At 42.3% G+C, this 18,572-nt stretch carries 17 protein-coding genes and 1 pseudogene; 10 read left to right on the top strand and 8 right to left on the bottom strand.

Going from position 1 to position 18,572, the window contains the following annotated elements:
- The 7 genes and pseudogenes from PR699_RS05255 to osmB all read left to right on the top strand — a co-directional run.
- Window positions 1–272, top strand: a pseudogene (locus PR699_RS05255) (electron transport complex subunit RsxC); the annotation flags it as partial.
- Between the two features lie 13 nt (window positions 273–285).
- Window positions 286–1,371 (top strand): electron transport complex subunit RsxD, encoded by a 1,086-nt coding sequence (gene rsxD, locus PR699_RS05250; protein ID WP_004920098.1) that lies wholly within the window; start codon window positions 286–288, stop codon window positions 1,369–1,371.
- A 9-nt stretch (window positions 1,372–1,380) separates the two neighbouring features.
- Window positions 1,381–2,007 (top strand): electron transport complex subunit RsxG, encoded by a 627-nt coding sequence (gene rsxG / locus PR699_RS05245; RefSeq protein ID WP_004920100.1) that lies wholly within the window; start codon window positions 1,381–1,383, stop codon window positions 2,005–2,007.
- A gap of 2 nt (window positions 2,008–2,009) precedes the next feature.
- Window positions 2,010–2,726 carry an electron transport complex subunit E gene (locus PR699_RS05240; protein WP_004920103.1) on the top strand — a complete coding sequence of 239 codons (717 nt, stop codon included), beginning with the start codon at window positions 2,010–2,012 and terminating at the stop codon, window positions 2,724–2,726.
- A gap of 15 nt (window positions 2,727–2,741) precedes the next feature.
- Window positions 2,742–3,383, top strand: coding sequence for an endonuclease III (nth, locus tag PR699_RS05235; protein ID WP_014656041.1), 642 nt, complete (start codon window positions 2,742–2,744; stop codon window positions 3,381–3,383).
- A gap of 109 nt (window positions 3,384–3,492) precedes the next feature.
- Complete coding sequence (locus PR699_RS05230; RefSeq protein ID WP_014656042.1) at window positions 3,493–5,436, top strand: exoribonuclease II; 1,944 nt, start codon at window positions 3,493–3,495, stop codon at window positions 5,434–5,436.
- A gap of 190 nt (window positions 5,437–5,626) precedes the next feature.
- Entirely contained in the window at window positions 5,627–5,845 is a 219-nt protein-coding gene (gene osmB, locus PR699_RS05225) for an osmotically-inducible lipoprotein OsmB (protein ID WP_004920113.1), read from the top strand.
- A 42-nt stretch (window positions 5,846–5,887) separates the two neighbouring features.
- Here osmB and yciH read toward each other — a convergent pair whose 3' ends face one another.
- The 5 genes from yciH to pgpB all read right to left on the bottom strand — a co-directional run bounded on the left by yciH (window position 5,888) and on the right by pgpB (window position 9,345).
- Complete coding sequence (yciH, locus tag PR699_RS05220) at window positions 5,888–6,214, bottom strand: stress response translation initiation inhibitor YciH (RefSeq protein ID WP_004920116.1); 327 nt, start codon at window positions 6,212–6,214, stop codon at window positions 5,888–5,890.
- Window positions 6,211–6,948, bottom strand: coding sequence for an orotidine-5'-phosphate decarboxylase (gene pyrF, locus PR699_RS05215; RefSeq protein ID WP_004920118.1), 738 nt, complete (start codon window positions 6,946–6,948; stop codon window positions 6,211–6,213). The genes yciH and pyrF overlap by 4 nt, the downstream gene beginning before the upstream one ends.
- A gap of 42 nt (window positions 6,949–6,990) precedes the next feature.
- Window positions 6,991–8,160: a lipopolysaccharide assembly protein LapB gene (gene lapB, locus PR699_RS05210; RefSeq protein WP_004920122.1), complete on the bottom strand. Its 1,170-nt coding sequence runs from the start codon at window positions 8,158–8,160 to the stop codon at window positions 6,991–6,993.
- 6 nt (window positions 8,161–8,166) lie between these two features.
- Entirely contained in the window at window positions 8,167–8,484 is a 318-nt protein-coding gene (locus PR699_RS05205) for a LapA family protein (protein WP_004920126.1), read from the bottom strand.
- A 129-nt stretch (window positions 8,485–8,613) separates the two neighbouring features.
- Window positions 8,614–9,345, bottom strand: a complete 732-nt coding sequence (gene pgpB / locus PR699_RS05200) for a phosphatidylglycerophosphatase B (protein ID WP_014656043.1) — start codon at window positions 9,343–9,345, stop codon at window positions 8,614–8,616.
- Between the two features lie 204 nt (window positions 9,346–9,549).
- On the opposite strand from pgpB, the gene ribA reads away from it, so the two are divergent.
- A complete protein-coding gene (gene ribA, locus PR699_RS05195; RefSeq protein WP_014656044.1) occupies window positions 9,550–10,146 on the top strand; it encodes a GTP cyclohydrolase II in 597 nt (198 codons plus the stop codon).
- Window positions 10,147–10,338: 192 nt separating this feature from the next.
- The gene (hemB, locus tag PR699_RS05190; RefSeq protein ID WP_014656045.1) at window positions 10,339–11,322 is read left to right on the top strand and encodes a porphobilinogen synthase; all 984 of its coding nucleotides are present in this window, start codon (window positions 10,339–10,341) and stop codon (window positions 11,320–11,322) included.
- 102 nt (window positions 11,323–11,424) lie between these two features.
- On the opposite strand, the gene PR699_RS05185 is transcribed toward hemB, so the two are convergent.
- The 3 genes from PR699_RS05185 to cysB form a co-directional block, all read right to left on the bottom strand.
- Window positions 11,425–11,880, bottom strand: a complete 456-nt coding sequence (locus PR699_RS05185) for a hypothetical protein (protein ID WP_004920143.1) — start codon at window positions 11,878–11,880, stop codon at window positions 11,425–11,427.
- A 306-nt stretch (window positions 11,881–12,186) separates the two neighbouring features.
- Window positions 12,187–14,859, bottom strand: a complete 2,673-nt coding sequence (gene acnA / locus PR699_RS05180; protein ID WP_004920147.1) for an aconitate hydratase AcnA — start codon at window positions 14,857–14,859, stop codon at window positions 12,187–12,189.
- Between the two features lie 349 nt (window positions 14,860–15,208).
- Window positions 15,209–16,183 carry an HTH-type transcriptional regulator CysB gene (gene cysB, locus PR699_RS05175; protein ID WP_004920151.1) on the bottom strand — a complete coding sequence of 325 codons (975 nt, stop codon included), beginning with the start codon at window positions 16,181–16,183 and terminating at the stop codon, window positions 15,209–15,211.
- A gap of 322 nt (window positions 16,184–16,505) precedes the next feature.
- Here cysB and PR699_RS05170 point away from each other — a divergent pair, with 322 nt between their 5' ends.
- The gene (locus PR699_RS05170) at window positions 16,506–18,539 is read left to right on the top strand and encodes a M13 family metallopeptidase (protein WP_014656046.1); all 2,034 of its coding nucleotides are present in this window, start codon (window positions 16,506–16,508) and stop codon (window positions 18,537–18,539) included.
- Window positions 18,540–18,572: the final 33 nt, after the last annotated feature.

The raw sequence follows: 18,572 nt of genomic DNA, 5'->3' as shown, positions 1-18,572 counted from the left end.
TTGAACCTGCAACGGCAGAAACTGAGCCAGCCGACATTGATCCGCGTAAAGCCGCAGTCGCTGCCGCTATTGCCCGTGCTAAAGCGAAAAAAGCAGCCCAAGAGAAAGCACAACTTGAGGCTCAAGTGAGTGAGGAGGAAATGCTGTCACCTGCTGCTGAACAACCCATTGAAGAAGAAACAGATCCTCGTAAAGTTGCGGTTGCTGCGGCGATAGCTCGCGTAAAAGCCAAACAAGCTCAAAAACAAAACGAACAAACAATGATAGAGTAAGTGATTAAACACCATGAAATTTAGGCCTATTGATCCAAATAACCGTCGTTTAAAAATCGCTAGCGCGCCATTTACCCATGATAACCAAAGCACTAGTCTTGTTATGCTTTGGGTTTTATTGGCTGCGATACCGGGTATTGCAGCACAAATTTACTTCTTTGGTATTGGCACTCTCTATCAAATTGTTTTAGCCATGCTGGCTGCTGTGATCACAGAAGGCATCGCTATCCGTTTACGTAAAAAGCCTGTTATTAACGTTCTTAAAGATAATTCAGCCATTGTTACCGCGCTATTACTGGGTGTGAGTCTACCGCCATTAGCACCTTGGTGGATGATCGTTCTTGGAACTGCCTTTGCCGTGATCATTGCTAAACAATGTTATGGTGGTTTGGGGCAAAATCCATTTAACCCTGCAATGGTGGGTTATGTCGTATTACTAATTTCTTTTCCTGTACAAATGACCAGTTGGCTCCCGCCCTCTGAATTACAGACTCTTAATATCAATGCACTAGAGAGCCTTTCAATTATCTTCACTGGACATACTCCAACGGGGATCACGCTGGATGCCTTGCGAATGGGTGTCGATGGAATGAGCCAAGCAACACCATTAGACAGCTTTAAAACAGGGCTATTAACCCATTCGATTTCTGATGTTTTACAGCAACCAATTTTACAAGGCTCTCTGGCGGGTATTGGTTGGCAATGGGTCAATATTGCCTATTTAATCGGCGGCCTCATAATGTTAAACCGTCGGATTATTAGTTGGCAGATCCCTGTTTCATTCCTTGCTACCTTAGCATTCTGTTCGGTAGTCAGTTGGTTATTAGATGATGGTCGCTACTCGCCACCACTAGTACAGTTACTCTCCGGCGCAACTATGCTAGGGGCATTTTTTATTGCAACAGATCCAGTTACGGCATCGACGACACCAAAAGGCCGCTTGATTTATGGTGTAATGATTGGCTTATTAGTGTGGCTAATCCGTGTTTACGGTGGTTATCCCGATGCTGTCGCTTTCGCTGTGCTACTAACTAATATTGCGGTGCCTCTCATTGACCATTATACGCAACCTCGTGCATACGGGCATGGACATAAGTAAGGAGCCTATATGTTAAACACAATGCGTCGTCATGGAGCCATCTTGGCTATTTTTGCAGCCGGCACAACTGCACTTAGTGCGGCTGTTTATACCTTAACGAAAGAGACAATCGCACAACAAGCGGCGATCGTACAAAAACAGCTACTTGACCAAGTCGTACCAACTAGCCTGTATGATAATGCATTTGGGCAGGAGTGTTATTTAGTCGGAGCAGAAGCTGAGCTAGGCAGCAAGCAACCACATCGGTTATATATTGCGAGAAAGAATGGTGAGCCTGTTGCCGCCGCCCTTGAATCTACAGCACCCGACGGCTATTCAGGTGCAATACATCTCTTAGTCGGTGCAGATTTTAATGGTAATGTGCTAGGTGTTAGAGTGACAGAGCATCATGAAACACCGGGTCTCGGCGATAAAATTGAAACACGAATTTCAAACTGGATCACTTTGCTCACAGGGAAAGTTGAATCCGACCATGACCCCAAATGGGCGGTTAAAAAAGATGGCGGTGATTTTGACCAATTTACTGGGGCAACCATAACCCCAAGAGCGGTTGTTAATGCGACCAAACGTACCGCCGTTTTTATGCAAAAAATACCACAAAATCTCTCTAGCTATCCTATTTGTGGAGCTGAATAATTATGAGTCAATCTAAAGAACTTTTTGTACAGGGCTTATGGAAAAACAACTCGGCACTTGTACAGCTTTTAGGCCTATGCCCATTACTGGCTGTTTCATCAACAGCGACCAATGCATTAGGGTTAGGACTTGCTACAACATTAGTGCTGGTCTGTACCAATGTTGCCGTATCCGCATTTCGTCGTTGGGTACCAGCTGAAATTCGTATTCCTATTTATGTTATGATCATTGCCTCTGTCGTTAGTGCAGTACAGATGCTTATTAACGCCTATGCGTTTGGCCTATATGAATCGCTGGGCATATTTATTCCGCTGATTGTGACCAACTGTATTGTAATTGGTCGCGCTGAGGCTTATGCCTCACGGAATCCTGTACCACTTTCTGCTATTGATGGCCTTGCGATGGGGTTAGGTGCAACGGCAGCCTTGTTCGTTTTAGGGGCTATGCGCGAGATTTTAGGTAATGGCACACTGTTTGACGGTGCGGATTTACTACTAGGATCATGGGCCAAATCATTGCGAATAGAGGTTTTACACCTTGACTCACCATTTTTACTCGCTATGCTGCCACCGGGCGCCTTTATCGGCCTCGCCCTGATGCTTGCGGGCAAATATTTAATTGATGAGAAAATGAAAAAACGAGCCGCCCTAAAATCGGGCCAACAACCTGAACGTGAATACCAAAAAGAACAAGGATGCGGCAGCCATATTTCTAGATAAGATTAATTGTGAGCTATGAATAAATCAAAACGTATTGAGATATTGACTCGCCTGCGCGATAACAATCCCAATCCAACAACTGAGTTACAATTTAACTCCCCTTTTGAGCTGTTGATAGCGGTTTTGTTATCTGCACAGGCGACTGATGTCAGCGTTAATAAAGCAACAGCCAAATTATATCCTGTCGCTAATACTCCTGAAGCCATGCTCGCTTTGGGCGTCGATGGTATCAAAGAGTATATAAAAACAATTGGTCTGTTTAACACTAAAGCTGAAAGTGTTATCAAAACCTGCAAAATCTTAATTGAAAAGCATAATAGCCAAGTTCCTGAAGATCGCGCAGCTTTAGAGGCCTTACCCGGCGTTGGTCGTAAAACAGCAAATGTGGTGTTAAACACGGCTTTTGGCTGGCCAACCATTGCTGTTGATACGCATATTTTTCGAGTTTGTAATCGTACCAATTTTGCTCCAGGTAAAAATGTCGTTGAAGTCGAAGAAAAACTTCTCAAAGTCGTTCCCACAGAGTTTAAAGTCGACTGCCATCATTGGTTCATTTTACATGGTCGCTATACCTGTATCGCACGCAAACCGCGCTGTGGGTCTTGTATTATTGAAGATCTCTGCGAATTTAAAGATAAGGTGTACCCTGAGAATTAACATTACACTGCTCCCAGTTATTTGTTCACAATGCAAATTTTTTCTTGCTCTAAGACTTTGTCTTACGTAACAATGGGAGCCAAACTCAACCTCCATAAAAACGGTAAGTATGTTCCAAGACAACCCATTGCTCGCGCAACTTAAACAGCAACTGCACTCCCAAACGCCTCGCGTTGAAGGATTGGTAAAAAGCACCGATAAAGGTTTCGGTTTTCTCGAAGTAGATGGCCAAAAAAGCTACTTTGTTCCACCTCCACAAATGAAAAAAGTGATGCATGGCGATCGCGTTATCGCGGCCATTCATACAGACAAAGACCGTGAATTCGCTGAACCAGAAGAACTTGTTGAACCCTTTCTCAGCCGCTTTGTCGGGCGCATTCAGAAGAAAGATAATGACAACCGCTTATTTGTGATCCCTGATCACCCACTGCTAAAAGATGCTATTTCTTGTCGCCCAGTAAAAGACATCGACCATGAATTTGCTCAAGGTGATTGGGTTGTTGCACAGATGCGCCGCCATCCTTTAAAAGGTGATAAAGGTTTTTACGCTGATATCACTGAGTACATCACCGATGCTAATGACCATTTCGCCCCTTGGTGGGTCACTTTACGTCGTCATCAACTTGATCGTGCTGAGCCGCAAATGGTTCACAGTGAACGCGATGATGAAGGCATTGAGCGTGTTGACCTTACCGACCTGCATTTCGTGACTATCGACAGTGCAAGTACAGAAGATATGGATGATGCTCTGTATATTGAAAGAACAGCAGACGGTCATTTAAAACTTTATATCGCTATCGCGGATCCAACCAGTTATATCAAAGAAGGCAGTGAATTAGATAAGCTCGCTTTAGCTCGCGCTTATACGAACTACTTGCCTGGCTTTAATATTCCGATGTTACCTCGTGAGCTTTCAGATAACCTCTGCTCTTTACGCCCAAATGAGCGCCGTCCAGCATTAGTGTGTGCCGCAACCATTTTGGATGATGGTAACCTAGCTGAAGATATTCAGTTTTTCAGTGCATGGGTTGAGTCTAAATCAAAGCTGGTTTATGACGAAGTTTCTGATTGGCTAGAAAAATCAGGTAGCTGGCAACCAACTAATGATACAGATCAGCAACAGATTGAATTACTGAAAGAAATGGCGGATAAGCGTCATCAATGGCGTCAACAAAATGCGTTAGTCTTTAAAGATCGCCCTGACTATCGTTTCTTGTTAGATGACAAAGGGAATGTTATTGACATCGTTGTCGAAAGCCGCCGTACGGCAAACCGTATTGTCGAAGAAGCGATGATCACCGCTAACTTGTGTGCCGCAACACAGCTCAAAAACACATTAGGTTTTGGCGTATTCAACGTTCATATGGGCTTTGAGCCATTACAAATAGAGCAAGTTGTACAAACATTGAAAGAGCATGGTATTGAGACAACGGCCGAATCCCTGCTCACCTTAGAAGGTTTCCGCCAACTACGCCGCCAATTAGATGCACAACCGACACAATTCTTAGATAGCCGCATTCGTCGATTCCAAACCTTTGCAGAAGTCAAAGGCGAACCCGGCCCTCACTTTGGATTAGGTTTTGAGGCTTACGCAACGTGGACATCACCAATCCGTAAATACACGGATATTGTTAACCATCGTCTACTTAAATCGGTTATTGCGGGTAAACCCTCAACTGATAAACCGACAGAAGAGTTATCGATTAAATTAGCGGAGCGTCGCCGAGCCAATCGCATGGCTGAACGTGATGTTGGTGATTGGTTATATGCGCGCTTTTTAAAACCTTTCGAAGGTACAGACAAGGCATTCCCTGCGGAAATTATCGATATCACACGTGGTGGTGTACGAGTGAGGTTAACCGACAATGGTGCCGTAGCCTTTATTCCAGCGCCGTTCTTACACGCTGTACGCGATGAGATCCAGTGCAGCCAAGAAACAGGTAGCGTGTTAATCAAAGGCGAACCCGCATACAAACTCAACGATATTATTAATGTTAATATCGCTGAAGTACGTATGGAAACTCGCAATATTGTTGCTCGCCCTGCCGCATAATTACTTTTGATGCTATAATAAATATGCTACTGGTTTTAGCAGTAGCATATTGTTTCTTACTTTTCCTTCTTAATGAGTTCCACTCAGATATATTGTCGCTTTTTATATACATTAATTCCCGATAATTCTGATTCGTATAATTACTGATTGTGATAATTTGGTAGCGTCCTTAAAACTCGGAGTCACTAAAATGAACACGACAAGTAAACGCATTATGACATTCACACTTGCAACCCTTATCGCAATAAGCGTTAGCGCATGCTCTAATATGTCAAAGCGAGATAAGAATACGGCTGTAGGTGCTGGCGTAGGTGCTGTAGGCGGTGCTATCCTAACGGGCGGTAGTGCACTGGGAACGGTTGGTGGCGCTGCAGTTGGTGGGATTATTGGTAACCAAGTCGGAAAATAAATCTATGGATAAGGGGGGATGCCCCCCTTATCCTATATTGTGTTATCCACCCGCTAACTTCACTTGATAACCTTTTGCTTCAAGAAGTTGCTTAATCAGCTCTCTCTTATCACCCTGAATTTCAATATCACCATCTTTTACTGAGCCACCGCAACCACATTTTTTCTTTAATTCCGCGGCCAATTTAGCCAGTGCATCATCTTCAAGATCGAGTCCTGTCACCACGCAAACGCCCTTGCCTTTGCGACCCGATGTTTCACGGCGGATCCTGACAATACCATCTCCTTTTGGGCGTTGTGCTTTCGGTTTTTCCTCTTCGATGCGACCGATATCCGTGCTATACACTAAACGGCTATTTGTATCCTTCATGCACAATCCTTAATAGATTGGTTGATCTGCTTTAATGTGAGTGCAGGGTTATCACTACGCGTAATAGGACGGCCGATAACCATATAATCAACCCCGACTTTTAATGCTTCTTGAGGTGTCATGATACGGCGCTGATCCCCAACATCACTACCAATTGGGCGAATACCTGGTGTCACTAATTTAAAATCATCACCACACAATGATTTCAGTCTTGCAGCTTCATGTGCTGAACACACCACACCATCTAAGCCACATGCTTTTGTCAATAAAGCTAAACGTTCAGCATGCTCAGCTGGCGTAGCATTAATACCAATGCCAGTCAGATCGGATTGATCCATACTGGTTAAAACAGTGACCGCTGTTAATAATGGCGCCTCTTTTCCATAAGGCTCTAATGCCTGACGAGCCGCTTCCATCATACGGCTGCCACCACCAGCATGAACGTTAACCATCCAAACGCCCATTTCTGCTGCTGCCCCAACCGCACGCGCAACCGTATTAGGAATATCGTGAAATTTTAAATCGAGAAATACATCAAAACCACGTTGGTGTAGTGATTTCACAAATTGAGGGCCATTGAAGGTAAACATCTCTTTACCGACTTTCAAACGACATTCACGCGGATCAATAAGGTCAACAAATGCCAATGCCGCGTTTGCATCTTCATAATCGAGCGCAACAATAACTGGCGAGTGAGTAGATACGCGAGCGTGGTTCTCAGTTGAAGAAATCATTTAGTAGTAGCCTTAATCATATTTGGTAATAAAGTGACGCTGTCACTGCCCATCTAAACCACGAATTGGCTTAATGGTGTCCCATGAACGACAAGACGGGCAGTGCCAATATAATGAATGCGAAGTAAAACCACATTTGTGGCAACGATAGTCAGGTTTGGTTCTAATTTGTTCCCCGACCATTTTCCGCAGCAAAATCAGGCTCTCTTTTGCTCGCCCTTCTTCTGCTTCTTTTAAATGGTAATCCATCAAACGATAAAATAACCGCATTGTTGGGTGACGTTGAATCTGATCGTTAATATAACTTGCGGCGGCTTCATGACTTTGCTTCTCAACAATAATGTCGGCGAGATACAGTTCAGCGACTGCCCCCGTATTACCCGCAACACATTGGCGTAGATACACTTCCCAAGCATCCATATCTGCGATTTGTTGATAGCAATCATAAAGTAAAGGTAAAGTTTCAGCCACCAGCTCTCTATCTTGTTCGTAAACTTGTTTAAGAACATTGATAGCTTTGTCGTAATGTTCCTGCTCGATAAAAATTCGCCCTTTCATAATTGAAACACGGGCACAATTTTTATCCGCCTGTTCGGCTTTATTCAGAAGACTTAAAGCCCCATCAAGATCGTCACTGCCTAAGTGTTGATTGGCTAATTCACAATAAAAATGCGCAATATTTTCGCGTAACTCTTCATTACCCAATTTAACTAACTTAGTCGCCGTTTCGATTGCTTTCGTCCAATCACTGGTTAATTGAAAAATCGCCAATAATGACTGTAGTGCACTTTGCTTAAAATCCACCTCATCCGTCAATTGCTGGAACATATTTTCAGCACGATCGTAAACCCCTGCGGCCATATAATCACGACCGAGTTGTTGCGTGGCTAATAAGCGTTGTTCAAAGGATAATGCGGCACTTTCAACAAGTGACTGATGAATACGGATGGCTCGTTCAACTTCACCACGTGAACGAAATAAATTACCTAAGGTTAAATGCGCTTCAAAGGCGGAACTGTCTTCCTTGAGCATATCAAGGAATAAATCAACCGCTTTGTCTTGCTGATTTGATAAAAGAAAGTTAACGCCCGTAACATAATCACGTGACAGGCGGTTAGCATGTTGCTGCTTGTCTTGTTGAGCGCTTCGACGCCCCATATACCAGCCGTATGCAGCGGCGACAGGTAACAACAGAAACAGCAACTCAAACATACAAGATTATTCCTTGCTCTTTTGAGCCACAACTTCTGTAGATTCAGAGATGGTTTTATCATCCACACTCAATTGTGATTCAAGACGTCTAATTTTACGGCGTGCATTTTTCAAGCTCACCACAGCACGCAGATAAAATAGCCCTGCAACTAACCAACCCAGTACAAAGCCGACACCAAACAAAGAGGCTAAAAGTGAAGATAATGCAAAATCTCCTTGTGCAATCAGGTAGTTAAATGTAATAACCTGATTATTGCTTGAGCCTAGCGTGATTGAAATAATAAAAATAACCACAGCTAGTAATAATATCAGAAAATATTTCACATTCTTTCCCGTTATCCGTTCTTATGAAAACAAATTATCTACCTGATAAGGTAGCATTTCTGGCGCACTCAGACAAAGTAATTTATCTTATACGCCCACTTTGTTAATGTATATTGAACCTTATTTAACCTACATGTTTTTACTTTCACTCAAATTGGGTGTTTTATCCCTTAAGAGCGTACACGCAATCATCGCCAAAATTGCACTAATGATAATAGAAGCGATTGCATCTGAAGGCCAATGCATCCCTAATAATAACCGACTAAATACGATAGCTTCCGCCCATACCGCCAGCACGATGGCAAGTGCATATTGACGACGCTGCCAAAATAATCCAATCAATAAAAGTGCCCAGCCTGCCGCAAATAGCACATGCCCAGAAGGAAATGAGTAGCCAGTTTCCGCTTGCCAATGTTTGCGTAACCATGAAGGAACCTGATCACTTTGTTTAACGGTTTGTTTGATAACGTCTGCTCGCTGCTTTCTTTTTAAGTCATAAAATTCTGTCGCTGAAAGCCCATATTCTTTTTCTAGCCAAACCACATATGGGCGTGGCTCTTGGAAACTATTCTTAACAACGCTTTTGATCCCTTGTCCTACCAAAATACAGCATACAACAATAACAACCCATTGAAGGACACTTTTCAACTTTGGTTTACAGATATAAAGGGCCAAGGCTAATAATACGATAGAGGTTATCAGACTATAAGGGAGACCAGCCGTTTCTGTTAGCCAAAATAACCATTTAACTGATTCTACATTCTGAGACGGCAGCCAACTCCACCCTACCATCAGTAACGCTGTAGGAGGTATGATTAATAAAACAGCAAAGACTAATATCGGGTAAATTGATTTATTCATTTTATGCTATCCATGTCAGTTGACTGTTCGAATCAATAAAATTAGATTCACAAATGATTAACTCTGTTATAGTAATGCATAGTGGACTGTGTGCAAATAAATGTCTGCGCTATATGCTAGATGTCATATAGTATCGATAAGCAATATTTTTATCGATTAACGTTATTAATTAAGCAAGAGTTATCTCAACTAATGAATGAAAATATGCAGCTAAAACGCGTTGCCGAAGCCAAATTACCAACTCCTTTCGGCGAATTTTTAATGGTAGGGTTTGAGGAAATCGCAACAGGTCGTGACCATGTCGCACTGATTTTTGGCGATATTTCAGGTCCAGAGCCTGTTCTCAGTCGGATCCACTCGGAATGCTTAACCGGAGATGCATTATTCAGTTTACGCTGTGATTGTGGCTTCCAATTAGAAGCGGCACTGTCTCAGATCAGCAAAGAAGGTCGAGGCGTACTGCTCTATCATCGCCAAGAGGGTCGTAATATCGGCCTACTTAATAAAATTCGTGCTTATGCCTTGCAAGATCAAGGTCTAGACACCGTAGAAGCCAATCTCAAACTAGGCTTCAAAGCGGATGAACGCGACTTTACGCTCTGCTCTGATATGTATAAGTTATTAGGTATTAATGAGGTTCGATTATTAACTAATAATCCAAAGAAAATAAATATCATGCGTGAAGCAGGTATTAATGTCGTTGAACGTGTGCCATTAATTGTTGGTCGCAATCCAAGTAATGCTCATTATCTCGATATTAAAGCTGAGAAAATGGGCCACATGTTATTTAAACATCAATAATCCTTCTCATAATGGAAGAGTAATGACACTGCTCTTCCTTGACTAATATTAAAATGATAACAATCGGTTGTAGCACTTTTGCCGATTGATATATTCACTTTCATTTCATAAGGTTTATACTGTTTATCAACAATGATCTCGATGAATAAATTTAATACGTTAAGTTTATTTTTCTGATAACAAGGAGCTACGGTGAATAACCTGCATTCTATCCAACGCATGAGAAGATTACGTAAGACTGAAAAAATGCGTGATCTCTTCCAAGAAACGCATCTTTCTCTTAATGACCTGTGCCTTCCAATCTTTGTTGAGGAAGGGCTTGATGATTATAAGCAAATTGACAGCATGCCAGGTGTTGTACGTATTCCAGAAAAACGTTTAGCTTATGAAATAGAGCGTATTGCCAAAGCAGGTATTAAATCTGTTATGACTTTTGGCGTCTCTCATCATTTGGATGAAACAGGGAGTGATGCTTGGCAAGAAAATGGCCTTGTCGCACGTATGTCTCGTATCTGTAAAGAGACAGTACCTGAAATGATTGTGATGTCGGATACCTGTTTTTGTGAATACACTTCACACGGCCATTGTGGGGTAATGCATGGCGATATCGTTGATAACGATGCCACTATCCATAATTTAGGTTTACAAGCTGTTGCAGCCGCCCGTGCAGGTGCTGATTTTATCGCCCCTTCTGCTGCAATGGATGGGCAAGTTGCCGCTATCCGCCAAGCTCTAGATGCAGCTGGTTTTAAAGATACCGCCATTATGTCTTATTCGACTAAATTTGCGTCAGCACTCTATGGCCCATTTAGAGACGCGGCAGGCTCTTGTTTAAAAGGGGATCGCAAAACCTATCAAATGAATCCAATGAACCGCCGTGAGGCAATTCATGAATCCTTAATTGACGTACAAGAAGGCGCGGATGCATTGATGGTTAAACCAGCAGGTGCCTACCTTGATATTATTCGTGACCTACGTGAACGTACTGAATTGCCTATCGGTGCTTATCAAGTCAGTGGTGAATATGCACAAATTAAATTTGCTGCAATGGCTGGGGCTATCGATGAAACCCGCGTCACTCTGGAAACATTAGGCTCTATCAAACGGGCTGGCGCTGATATGATTTTCACCTATTTTGCCCTGCAATTAGCCGAAGATAAAATTTTGTCACGATAATGAGTGCGTGAGAAATAACAACATGCCCGCTGTCGAGTCGATTAGCGGGCATGTTATTTTCATAAATAGCGATGTTTGAGAATACCTAAACAAAATCGCCTGTTATGCTTTTTGTGCTGCCAGTTGCTCTGTAAAGCGCTGAGCATAATTTAACGCAATGCGAGGTTCATAGAGACCCGTAATAAGTAATTTCTGTTCGCCATTCAATGTATTAGCCACAACGCCCCATGATCCAATATCCTCTCTTGTTTGATAGATTTCATCTGGAACTGGCGATTTTTCTGGCATTGTCACTATCTCATTAGCGAAAGATAATGGTACGATTTCAAACGAGGCATAATCGGCATTTCGTCCTAATGGGAATTCCCTATCAACCAATAAACGAAGATCGCAGACTTCAGTTTCTGGGGTTTGCATGACAATGGAATAGAGATTCGGAATATGTTCAAGAATATCTCGGACTTCATCTAAATAATGATGATTTGGCGAGGTGGTAATTAAAATGTCAGCCGCCCAAAGTGCCCCTTTGTAAAAATCCGTTGCGTTAATATCTGCCATATATTAATACCTCACATTGGTGATTTTATTGGTTTTGTGACGTCTGATTTAATGTCAGCAACCCCACATTTATCTTGGCTAGTTTAAATATGAGCCATAATCTCTACTCGTTTTTGCCTCACGATAAAAAGTAAAACATACCTCTTTCCAATAACGAAATTTTTAAAATGATATCTCTGCATCACTCAATATAGATAGGCAATCATCATAGCCTAGACTCAATCCTCATATATTGCGAAATAACAATAAAAAACGCCCATCGTGCAAACAAACACAGATGGGCGTTGTTAACTTAGAGATTAAAAATTAATGGAGCATTTGGCGGATCACATAATGCAGGATGCCACCATGACGGTAATATTCCATTTCTGTTGAGGTATCAATACGGCAACGTGTTGCAATTTCTTTGACCTGTCCATCACCATAGGTAATTTTCACAATAATATGTTGACCCGGCTCAATGGATTGCAAGTGTTCTATATCGATACGTTCATCCCCTTTAAGGCCCAATGTCTTACGCGTTGTACCTTGTGGGAACTCTAATGGGATAACCCCCATACCAATTAAGTTAGAGCGGTGAATACGTTCGTACGATTCCGCAATAACGACACGGACACCAAGTAAATTAGTACCTTTAGCCGCCCAGTCACGGCTTGAACCAGAACCGTATTCTTTACCTGCAATGATAGCGAGAGGCAGCTTTTCCTTTTGATACAGCATCGCCGCATCATAGATCGCCATCTGTTTACCTGTAGGGATATGTTTCGTATATCCACCTTCAACCCCCGGCACCATTTCGTTGCGAATACGGATATTGGCGAACGTACCACGCATCATCACTTCATGGTTACCACGACGAGAGCCATATGAGTTAAAATCGGCGGCAGCTACGCCATGCTCTTGCAAATAACGCCCCGCTGGACTATCCGCTTTGATATTACCCGCAGGTGAAATATGGTCAGTCGTTACCGAATCACCCAATATTGCCAAGATATGTGCGCCATGAATATCTTGAACCACTTCCGGCTCTGCTTTCATCCCTTCAAAGAACGGTGGATGGCGAATATAAGTCGAATCTGGCTGCCAATCATACGTGGAAGAGCTTGCCACTTGTAATGCTTGCCATGCCTCATCACCATCGAAAACCGCACTGTACTCTTTGCGGAACATTTCTGTTTTAACTTTTTCAACGGCTTGAGCAATTTCAGCACTGGATGGCCAAATATCTTTTAGATAGACATCATGACCTTGTGCGTCTTTGCCTAATGAGTCAGTTTTAACATTAATATTCATGTTACCCGCTAACGCATAAGCAACCACCAGCGGGGGTGACGCTAACCAGTTCGTTTTGACTAAAGGATGGATACGGCCTTCAAAGTTACGGTTACCCGACAATACCGCACCAACGGTTAAATCCGCCTCTTTGATCGCTTGCTCAATCGGATCAGGTAATGGCCCAGAGTTACCTATACAGGTTGTACAGCCATACCCCACTAAGTTAAAGCCGAGTTTATCAAGATAAGGTGTTAGTCCTGCCAGAGCTAAATAATCCGTTACCACCTTAGAGCCTGGTGCCAACGAGGATTTCACCCAAGGTTGACGAGTTAGACCTTTTTCTACCGCTTTTTTAGCGAGTAAACCTGCCGCCATCAACACACTTGGGTTTGATGTGTTCGTACAAGAAGTAATCGCTGCAATCACAACAGCACCATCGGTCATTTCAAAGGTTTGTCCTTGATAATTGACTGTCGGATGTGCACCTTTCTCTTTTTTGTTAAGCTCCAGCTCAATAGCGGCTTGGAATGCTTGCGGAACTTGACCCAGTTCAACACGATCTTGTGGACGTTTAGGGCCGGCTAAACTAGATTCCACCGTCGACATATCCAATTCTAATGTGCTCGTAAAGATAGGTTCATCACCCGCATGACGCCATAAACCTTGCTCTTTACAATAGGCTTCCACCAGCGCAATTTCATCATCGCTGCGCCCAGTTAACTTCATATAATCTAATGTGACGTTATCGACAGGGAAGAATCCGCAAGTAGCACCATACTCAGGAGACATATTGGCGATAGTCGCCCTATCAGCCAGCGGAAGATCAGCTAAACCATCACCATAAAATTCAACAAATTTACCGACAACACCATGCTTACGTAGCATTTGTGTGACTGTCAGTACCAAGTCTGTCGCTGTAATACCTTCACGCAATTTACCCGTCAGTTTAAAACCGACAACGTCTGGGATCAGCATGGATACCGGTTGACCTAGCATTGCAGCTTCAGCTTCAATCCCACCAACCCCCCAGCCTAATACGCCAAGACCGTTGATCATCGTGGTATGCGAGTCGGTGCCCACAAGGGTATCTGGATAAGCATATAACTTCCCATCCACCTCTTCATACCAAACCGCTTTACCTAAATACTCTAAGTTGACTTGGTGGCAAATACCGGTTCCTGGTGGCACAACCCTAAAGCGATTAAAGGCTTTTTGCCCCCAACGTAAAAAGAGGTAGCGTTCATGGTTACGCTTCATCTCAATTTCAACGTTGTCATCAAATGCTTTATCCGTGGCAAATTCATCAACCATTACCGAGTGGTCAATGACCAGATCAACTGGCGAGAGAGGATTGACTTGCTCAACATTACCACCTAATGATTTAACCGCTTCACGCATTGCAGCTAAATCCACGACCGCAGGTACACCCGTAAAGTCTTGCATTAGTACCCGAGCTGGTCGGTAAGCAATTTCTCTATCTGCATGCCCTGTTTTCTGCCAATCAATAATGGCTTGCAGATCGGCTTCTACTACCGATTTGCCATCAATATTTCGCAATAAGTTTTCAAGTAATACTTTAAGGGATTTGGGTAGCTTTGTGGCATCACCGAGTTGCTGAGTCGCAATCGGTAGACTGAAGTAATTATAGAGCTTGCTTCCGACACTGAGTGTTGCTGCACTCTGTGTTTTAAGACTCAACGACATAACTCCTCCTTGGTTTTTTATGATGATTATCGGTCATCTTATTTACCTAACAAATTACAGTGAATTTGTTAATTAGTTGTAATTATAGTTGCTGAAAATATTTACTTTATGGATTTTGTGTCAAATCCATAAATTTGCTGTGCTTATCATCAAAAAAACAGTAAATGGCGGGGAAATTTAGCCAAGTGACTCATAAAAAGAGTAGTAGAATGCTAGGATTTTGAACTTGTCAATTGAACGCTGACATTGGAATAGCTAAATAGAGAACAAAAAAGTGAGTCACTAAGCTTCTAGTTGAATTCACATCAGTCACTAAAAGCTTAGCTCTCGTTTGAAAGGCAACCTAAAGTTAGATGATAGGCAATTTAATGTCTTTAAACATTTCCTCAATATCTTCATTGTTGCGCAGTGCAATCGCCCTATCTACAACATCACGGGTTAAATGAGGGGCAAATCGCCAAATAAAGTCATACATATAGCTACGTAAAAAACTGGTACGTTTGAAGCCAATTTTCGTTGTGCTATAACTGAATTTATCGCGCATATCGATGACAACCAGATCACTATCCAACTCTGGGTTAACCGCCATACTGGCAATAATCCCAATGCCCAACCCAAGCCTTACATAGGTCTTGATAACATCCGCATCTGTCGCCGTAAAAATAATTTTAGGTTCTAAATTGGCTTTTTGGAATGCCACATCTAATTCAGAACGCCCCGTAAAACCATGGGTATATGTTACGATTTGGTATTGTGCAACATCTTCAATCGTCACATTTTTCTTTTCGGCTAACGGATGCCCTTTTTGCACCACAACACAGCGGTTCCAGTGATAACAAGGTAGCATGATCAAGTCACTGTATAGGTGTAACGCTTCAGTAGCGATCGCAAAATCACTATTCCCTTTGCAAACTTCCTCTGCGATTTGCGTTGGGGAACCTTGTTGCATATGCAGTGAGACATGCGGATAGCGCTCGATAAAACCTTTGATTACCGGCGGAAGCGCATAACGTGCCTGAGTATGTGTTGTTGCAATATGCAAAGTGCCTTTATCTGGATAAGTATGCTCCCCTGCAACGGAACGGATCGCCTCAATTTTTGAAAGCACTTCCCGTGAAATACGGATAACTTCTTCCCCTGCTGGCGTAACATGAGTGAGATGTTTTCCGCTGCGAGCAAAAATTTGGATCCCCAATTCGTCTTCCAACATACGCACTTGTTTGCTAATACCCGGCTGTGAGGTAAATAACCCTTCAGCGGTTGCAGAGACATTCAAGTCATGATTAACCACCTCAACAATATAACGTAATTGCTGCAATTTCATTTTTAGGTCCACCTATACAGAGCCGTAAGGAATTCGCTATAGCTAAAAATTATTATTTATAACTAAAAGCTATATGTATATGATTTGATATAACCAATATATCATCATTATGCTGAGTGTGAATAGCTAGATGATAAAATTTCACCTAAAATAGTTTAAATTTGAAATTATCTTCATTGTTAACTAGTAAGAAAATGCAAAGTTACATTTAAATTTTCCCAATCTATGCTTGAATAGCTGATAGGCAGTTTTGCAAGATAAATGAATCGGCTTTAATCTTAAGTAATGGAAACAATAATTCTCAACGAAGAGAGGGTATTACATGCAGAAAAAAATTTTGGCGCTCCTTATCAGTATGTCAACCATCGCTATAGCGCCTAGCCTTTATGCCAAAGAAGTTTCTTATGGCGACCAAAAGATTGTTTTATCTGATAATATCGCTTCAGGGGATGATTTTTATCGCTACGTCAATCAGGACTGGATAAGCAAAGCGAAGATCCCAACAGGCATGCCGCGCATTAACTCATTTGTTGAGTTATACCTCACGACAGAGAAACAACTACAAAGCATTATCGATCAGTTGCAAAGCTCACCAGAGAAGGAACTCAATCATAATCAACGCAATATTCGTAATTTATATGTAAGTTATCTTAATGAAGACGCGATAGAAAAAATAGGAATAAGCCCTCTCAAAGATGACCTTGATGCAATTACTAATGCAAAAAATCATAATGATATTAGTAAATTAATGGCACTTCCGGCCTATACGCCATTTATTTCTTATTGGGTAGACTTGGATGCTAAGCAGCCGGATACTTATGTTTTATACCTTGGGCAAGGCGGTTTAGGCTTACCGAACCGTAATTATTACCTCGATGATACCCCGCAGATGGAGGAGATCCGCAAAAATTATATCGCCTATATTGCCACTATATTAAAACTGGCGGGCGAAAATGATGTTGAGAAAAAAGCCCAACAAATTTTCGCACTGGAAAAATCAATGGCACAGGCTCATTGGAGCCCAGAAGCGCGCCGTGACACAATCAAAAATTATCACCCAATGACGCTGAACGATATGAAAAAGTTCACTCAAGGCTTTGCATGGGATAACTTTATTCAACAGTGGCAACTTTCAGACAAACAATTGAATAAGGTGATAGTTGAAACGGATACCGCAGTAGAGCAATTAGCCAAAATTTATGCCAATACCCCTGTATCGACACTTCAAGAGTACCTACGTTTTCACTATTTAAGTGATCAAGCCCCCTATTTGAATCGCGATTTTTCTGACGCCCGCTTTGATTTTTATTCGCGTAAACTTAACGGCGTAGAAAAACAGCGGACACGCAAAGAGCGTGCTCTGGAAACCGTCAATCGCTTACAGGGCGAGCCTATGGGGCAAATCTATGTTGAGAAATATTTCAACCCTGAATCAAAAGCGAAAATTACCGATCTTGTCAGCTATGTCAGAGGAACGTTTAATTCTCGCTTAAAAGATAATGATTGGATGGATGATGCAACACGCCAAGAAGCGCTTAAAAAACTTGAGCAATTTACCGTTAAAGTGGGTTACCCTGACAAATGGAATGATTTCAGTAGTATCAATCTAAAACCCGATACGCTACTGGATAACTACAAACAGGTCTTAAACTGGGTCTATAACGACAATATGAGTAAGATAGGACAACCTGTCCGTAAATGGGAATGGGGGATGACGCCTCAAACCATTAATGCATACTTTAACCCAGTGCAAAATGAGATAGTGTTCCCAGCCGCAATACTACAGGCACCTTTCTTTGATCCTAATGTTGACCCTGCCTATAACTATGGCGCAATTGGCGCTGTAATTGGCCATGAAATGGGCCATGGGTTTGATGACCAAGGCAGCTTGTATGATGGTACTGGTCAGTTGCGTAACTGGTGGAGTGATGACTCTAAACAGCACTTTAAACAAAAAACCGATAAACTGGTTGAACAATATAATAGCTTCTCCGTTGATGGCCAAAAGGTTAATGGTCAACTCACATTGGGTGAAAACATCGGTGATTTAGGCGGGCTGAACATTGCTCTGAGCGCTTATAAGCAATTCGTTAAAGAGAATTATCCAAATGGTGAAGCGCCAATTATTGATGGGACAACCGGTCTGCAACGATTCTTTATTTCTTGGGCAAGAACTTGGCAAGAGTTATCCAATAAAGAGTCCGAGCGTAATAAAATTTTGACCGACCCACATAGCCCTAACCAGTTCCGTGCCAATGGTGTTGTTCGTAATATGGATGAATGGTATCAAACTTTCGGTGTCGATAAAGACAGCAAATTATACCTTGAACCTGAACAACGCATTCGTATTTGGTAAATGCGCTTTCCCCCTTGATATCTGCGGCTTTCA

The sequence above is a fragment of the Providencia sp. PROV268 genome (genome assembly GCF_028477805.1).
Taxonomy (GTDB): Bacteria; Pseudomonadota; Gammaproteobacteria; order Enterobacterales; family Enterobacteriaceae; genus Providencia; species Providencia stuartii.
Note: the sequence above shows the minus strand (reverse complement) of the source record. Positions and strands in the feature narration are given on the sequence as shown.

What these genes read in the sequence shown, in the direction of transcription:
- rsxD (WP_004920098.1), top strand. Translation starts at nt 286, where the DNA reads ATGAAATTTAGGCCTATTGATCCAAATAACCGTCGTTTAAAAATCGCT.
- rsxG (WP_004920100.1), top strand. Translation starts at nt 1,381, where the DNA reads ATGTTAAACACAATGCGTCGTCATGGAGCCATCTTGGCTATTTTTGCA.
- PR699_RS05240 (WP_004920103.1), top strand. Translation starts at nt 2,010, where the DNA reads ATGAGTCAATCTAAAGAACTTTTTGTACAGGGCTTATGGAAAAACAAC.
- nth (WP_014656041.1), top strand. Translation starts at nt 2,742, where the DNA reads ATGAATAAATCAAAACGTATTGAGATATTGACTCGCCTGCGCGATAAC.
- PR699_RS05230 (WP_014656042.1), top strand. Translation starts at nt 3,493, where the DNA reads ATGTTCCAAGACAACCCATTGCTCGCGCAACTTAAACAGCAACTGCAC.
- osmB (WP_004920113.1), top strand. Translation starts at nt 5,627, where the DNA reads ATGAACACGACAAGTAAACGCATTATGACATTCACACTTGCAACCCTT.
- yciH (WP_004920116.1), bottom strand. Translation starts at nt 6,214, where the DNA reads ATGAAGGATACAAATAGCCGTTTAGTGTATAGCACGGATATCGGTCGC.
- pyrF (WP_004920118.1), bottom strand. Translation starts at nt 6,948, where the DNA reads ATGATTTCTTCAACTGAGAACCACGCTCGCGTATCTACTCACTCGCCA.
- lapB (WP_004920122.1), bottom strand. Translation starts at nt 8,160, where the DNA reads ATGTTTGAGTTGCTGTTTCTGTTGTTACCTGTCGCCGCTGCATACGGC.
- pgpB (WP_014656043.1), bottom strand. Translation starts at nt 9,345, where the DNA reads ATGAATAAATCAATTTACCCGATATTAGTCTTTGCTGTTTTATTAATC.
- ribA (WP_014656044.1), top strand. Translation starts at nt 9,550, where the DNA reads ATGCAGCTAAAACGCGTTGCCGAAGCCAAATTACCAACTCCTTTCGGC.
- PR699_RS05185 (WP_004920143.1), bottom strand. Translation starts at nt 11,880, where the DNA reads ATGGCAGATATTAACGCAACGGATTTTTACAAAGGGGCACTTTGGGCG.
- acnA (WP_004920147.1), bottom strand. Translation starts at nt 14,859, where the DNA reads ATGTCGTTGAGTCTTAAAACACAGAGTGCAGCAACACTCAGTGTCGGA.
- cysB (WP_004920151.1), bottom strand. Translation starts at nt 16,183, where the DNA reads ATGAAATTGCAGCAATTACGTTATATTGTTGAGGTGGTTAATCATGAC.
- PR699_RS05170 (WP_014656046.1), top strand. Translation starts at nt 16,506, where the DNA reads ATGCAGAAAAAAATTTTGGCGCTCCTTATCAGTATGTCAACCATCGCT.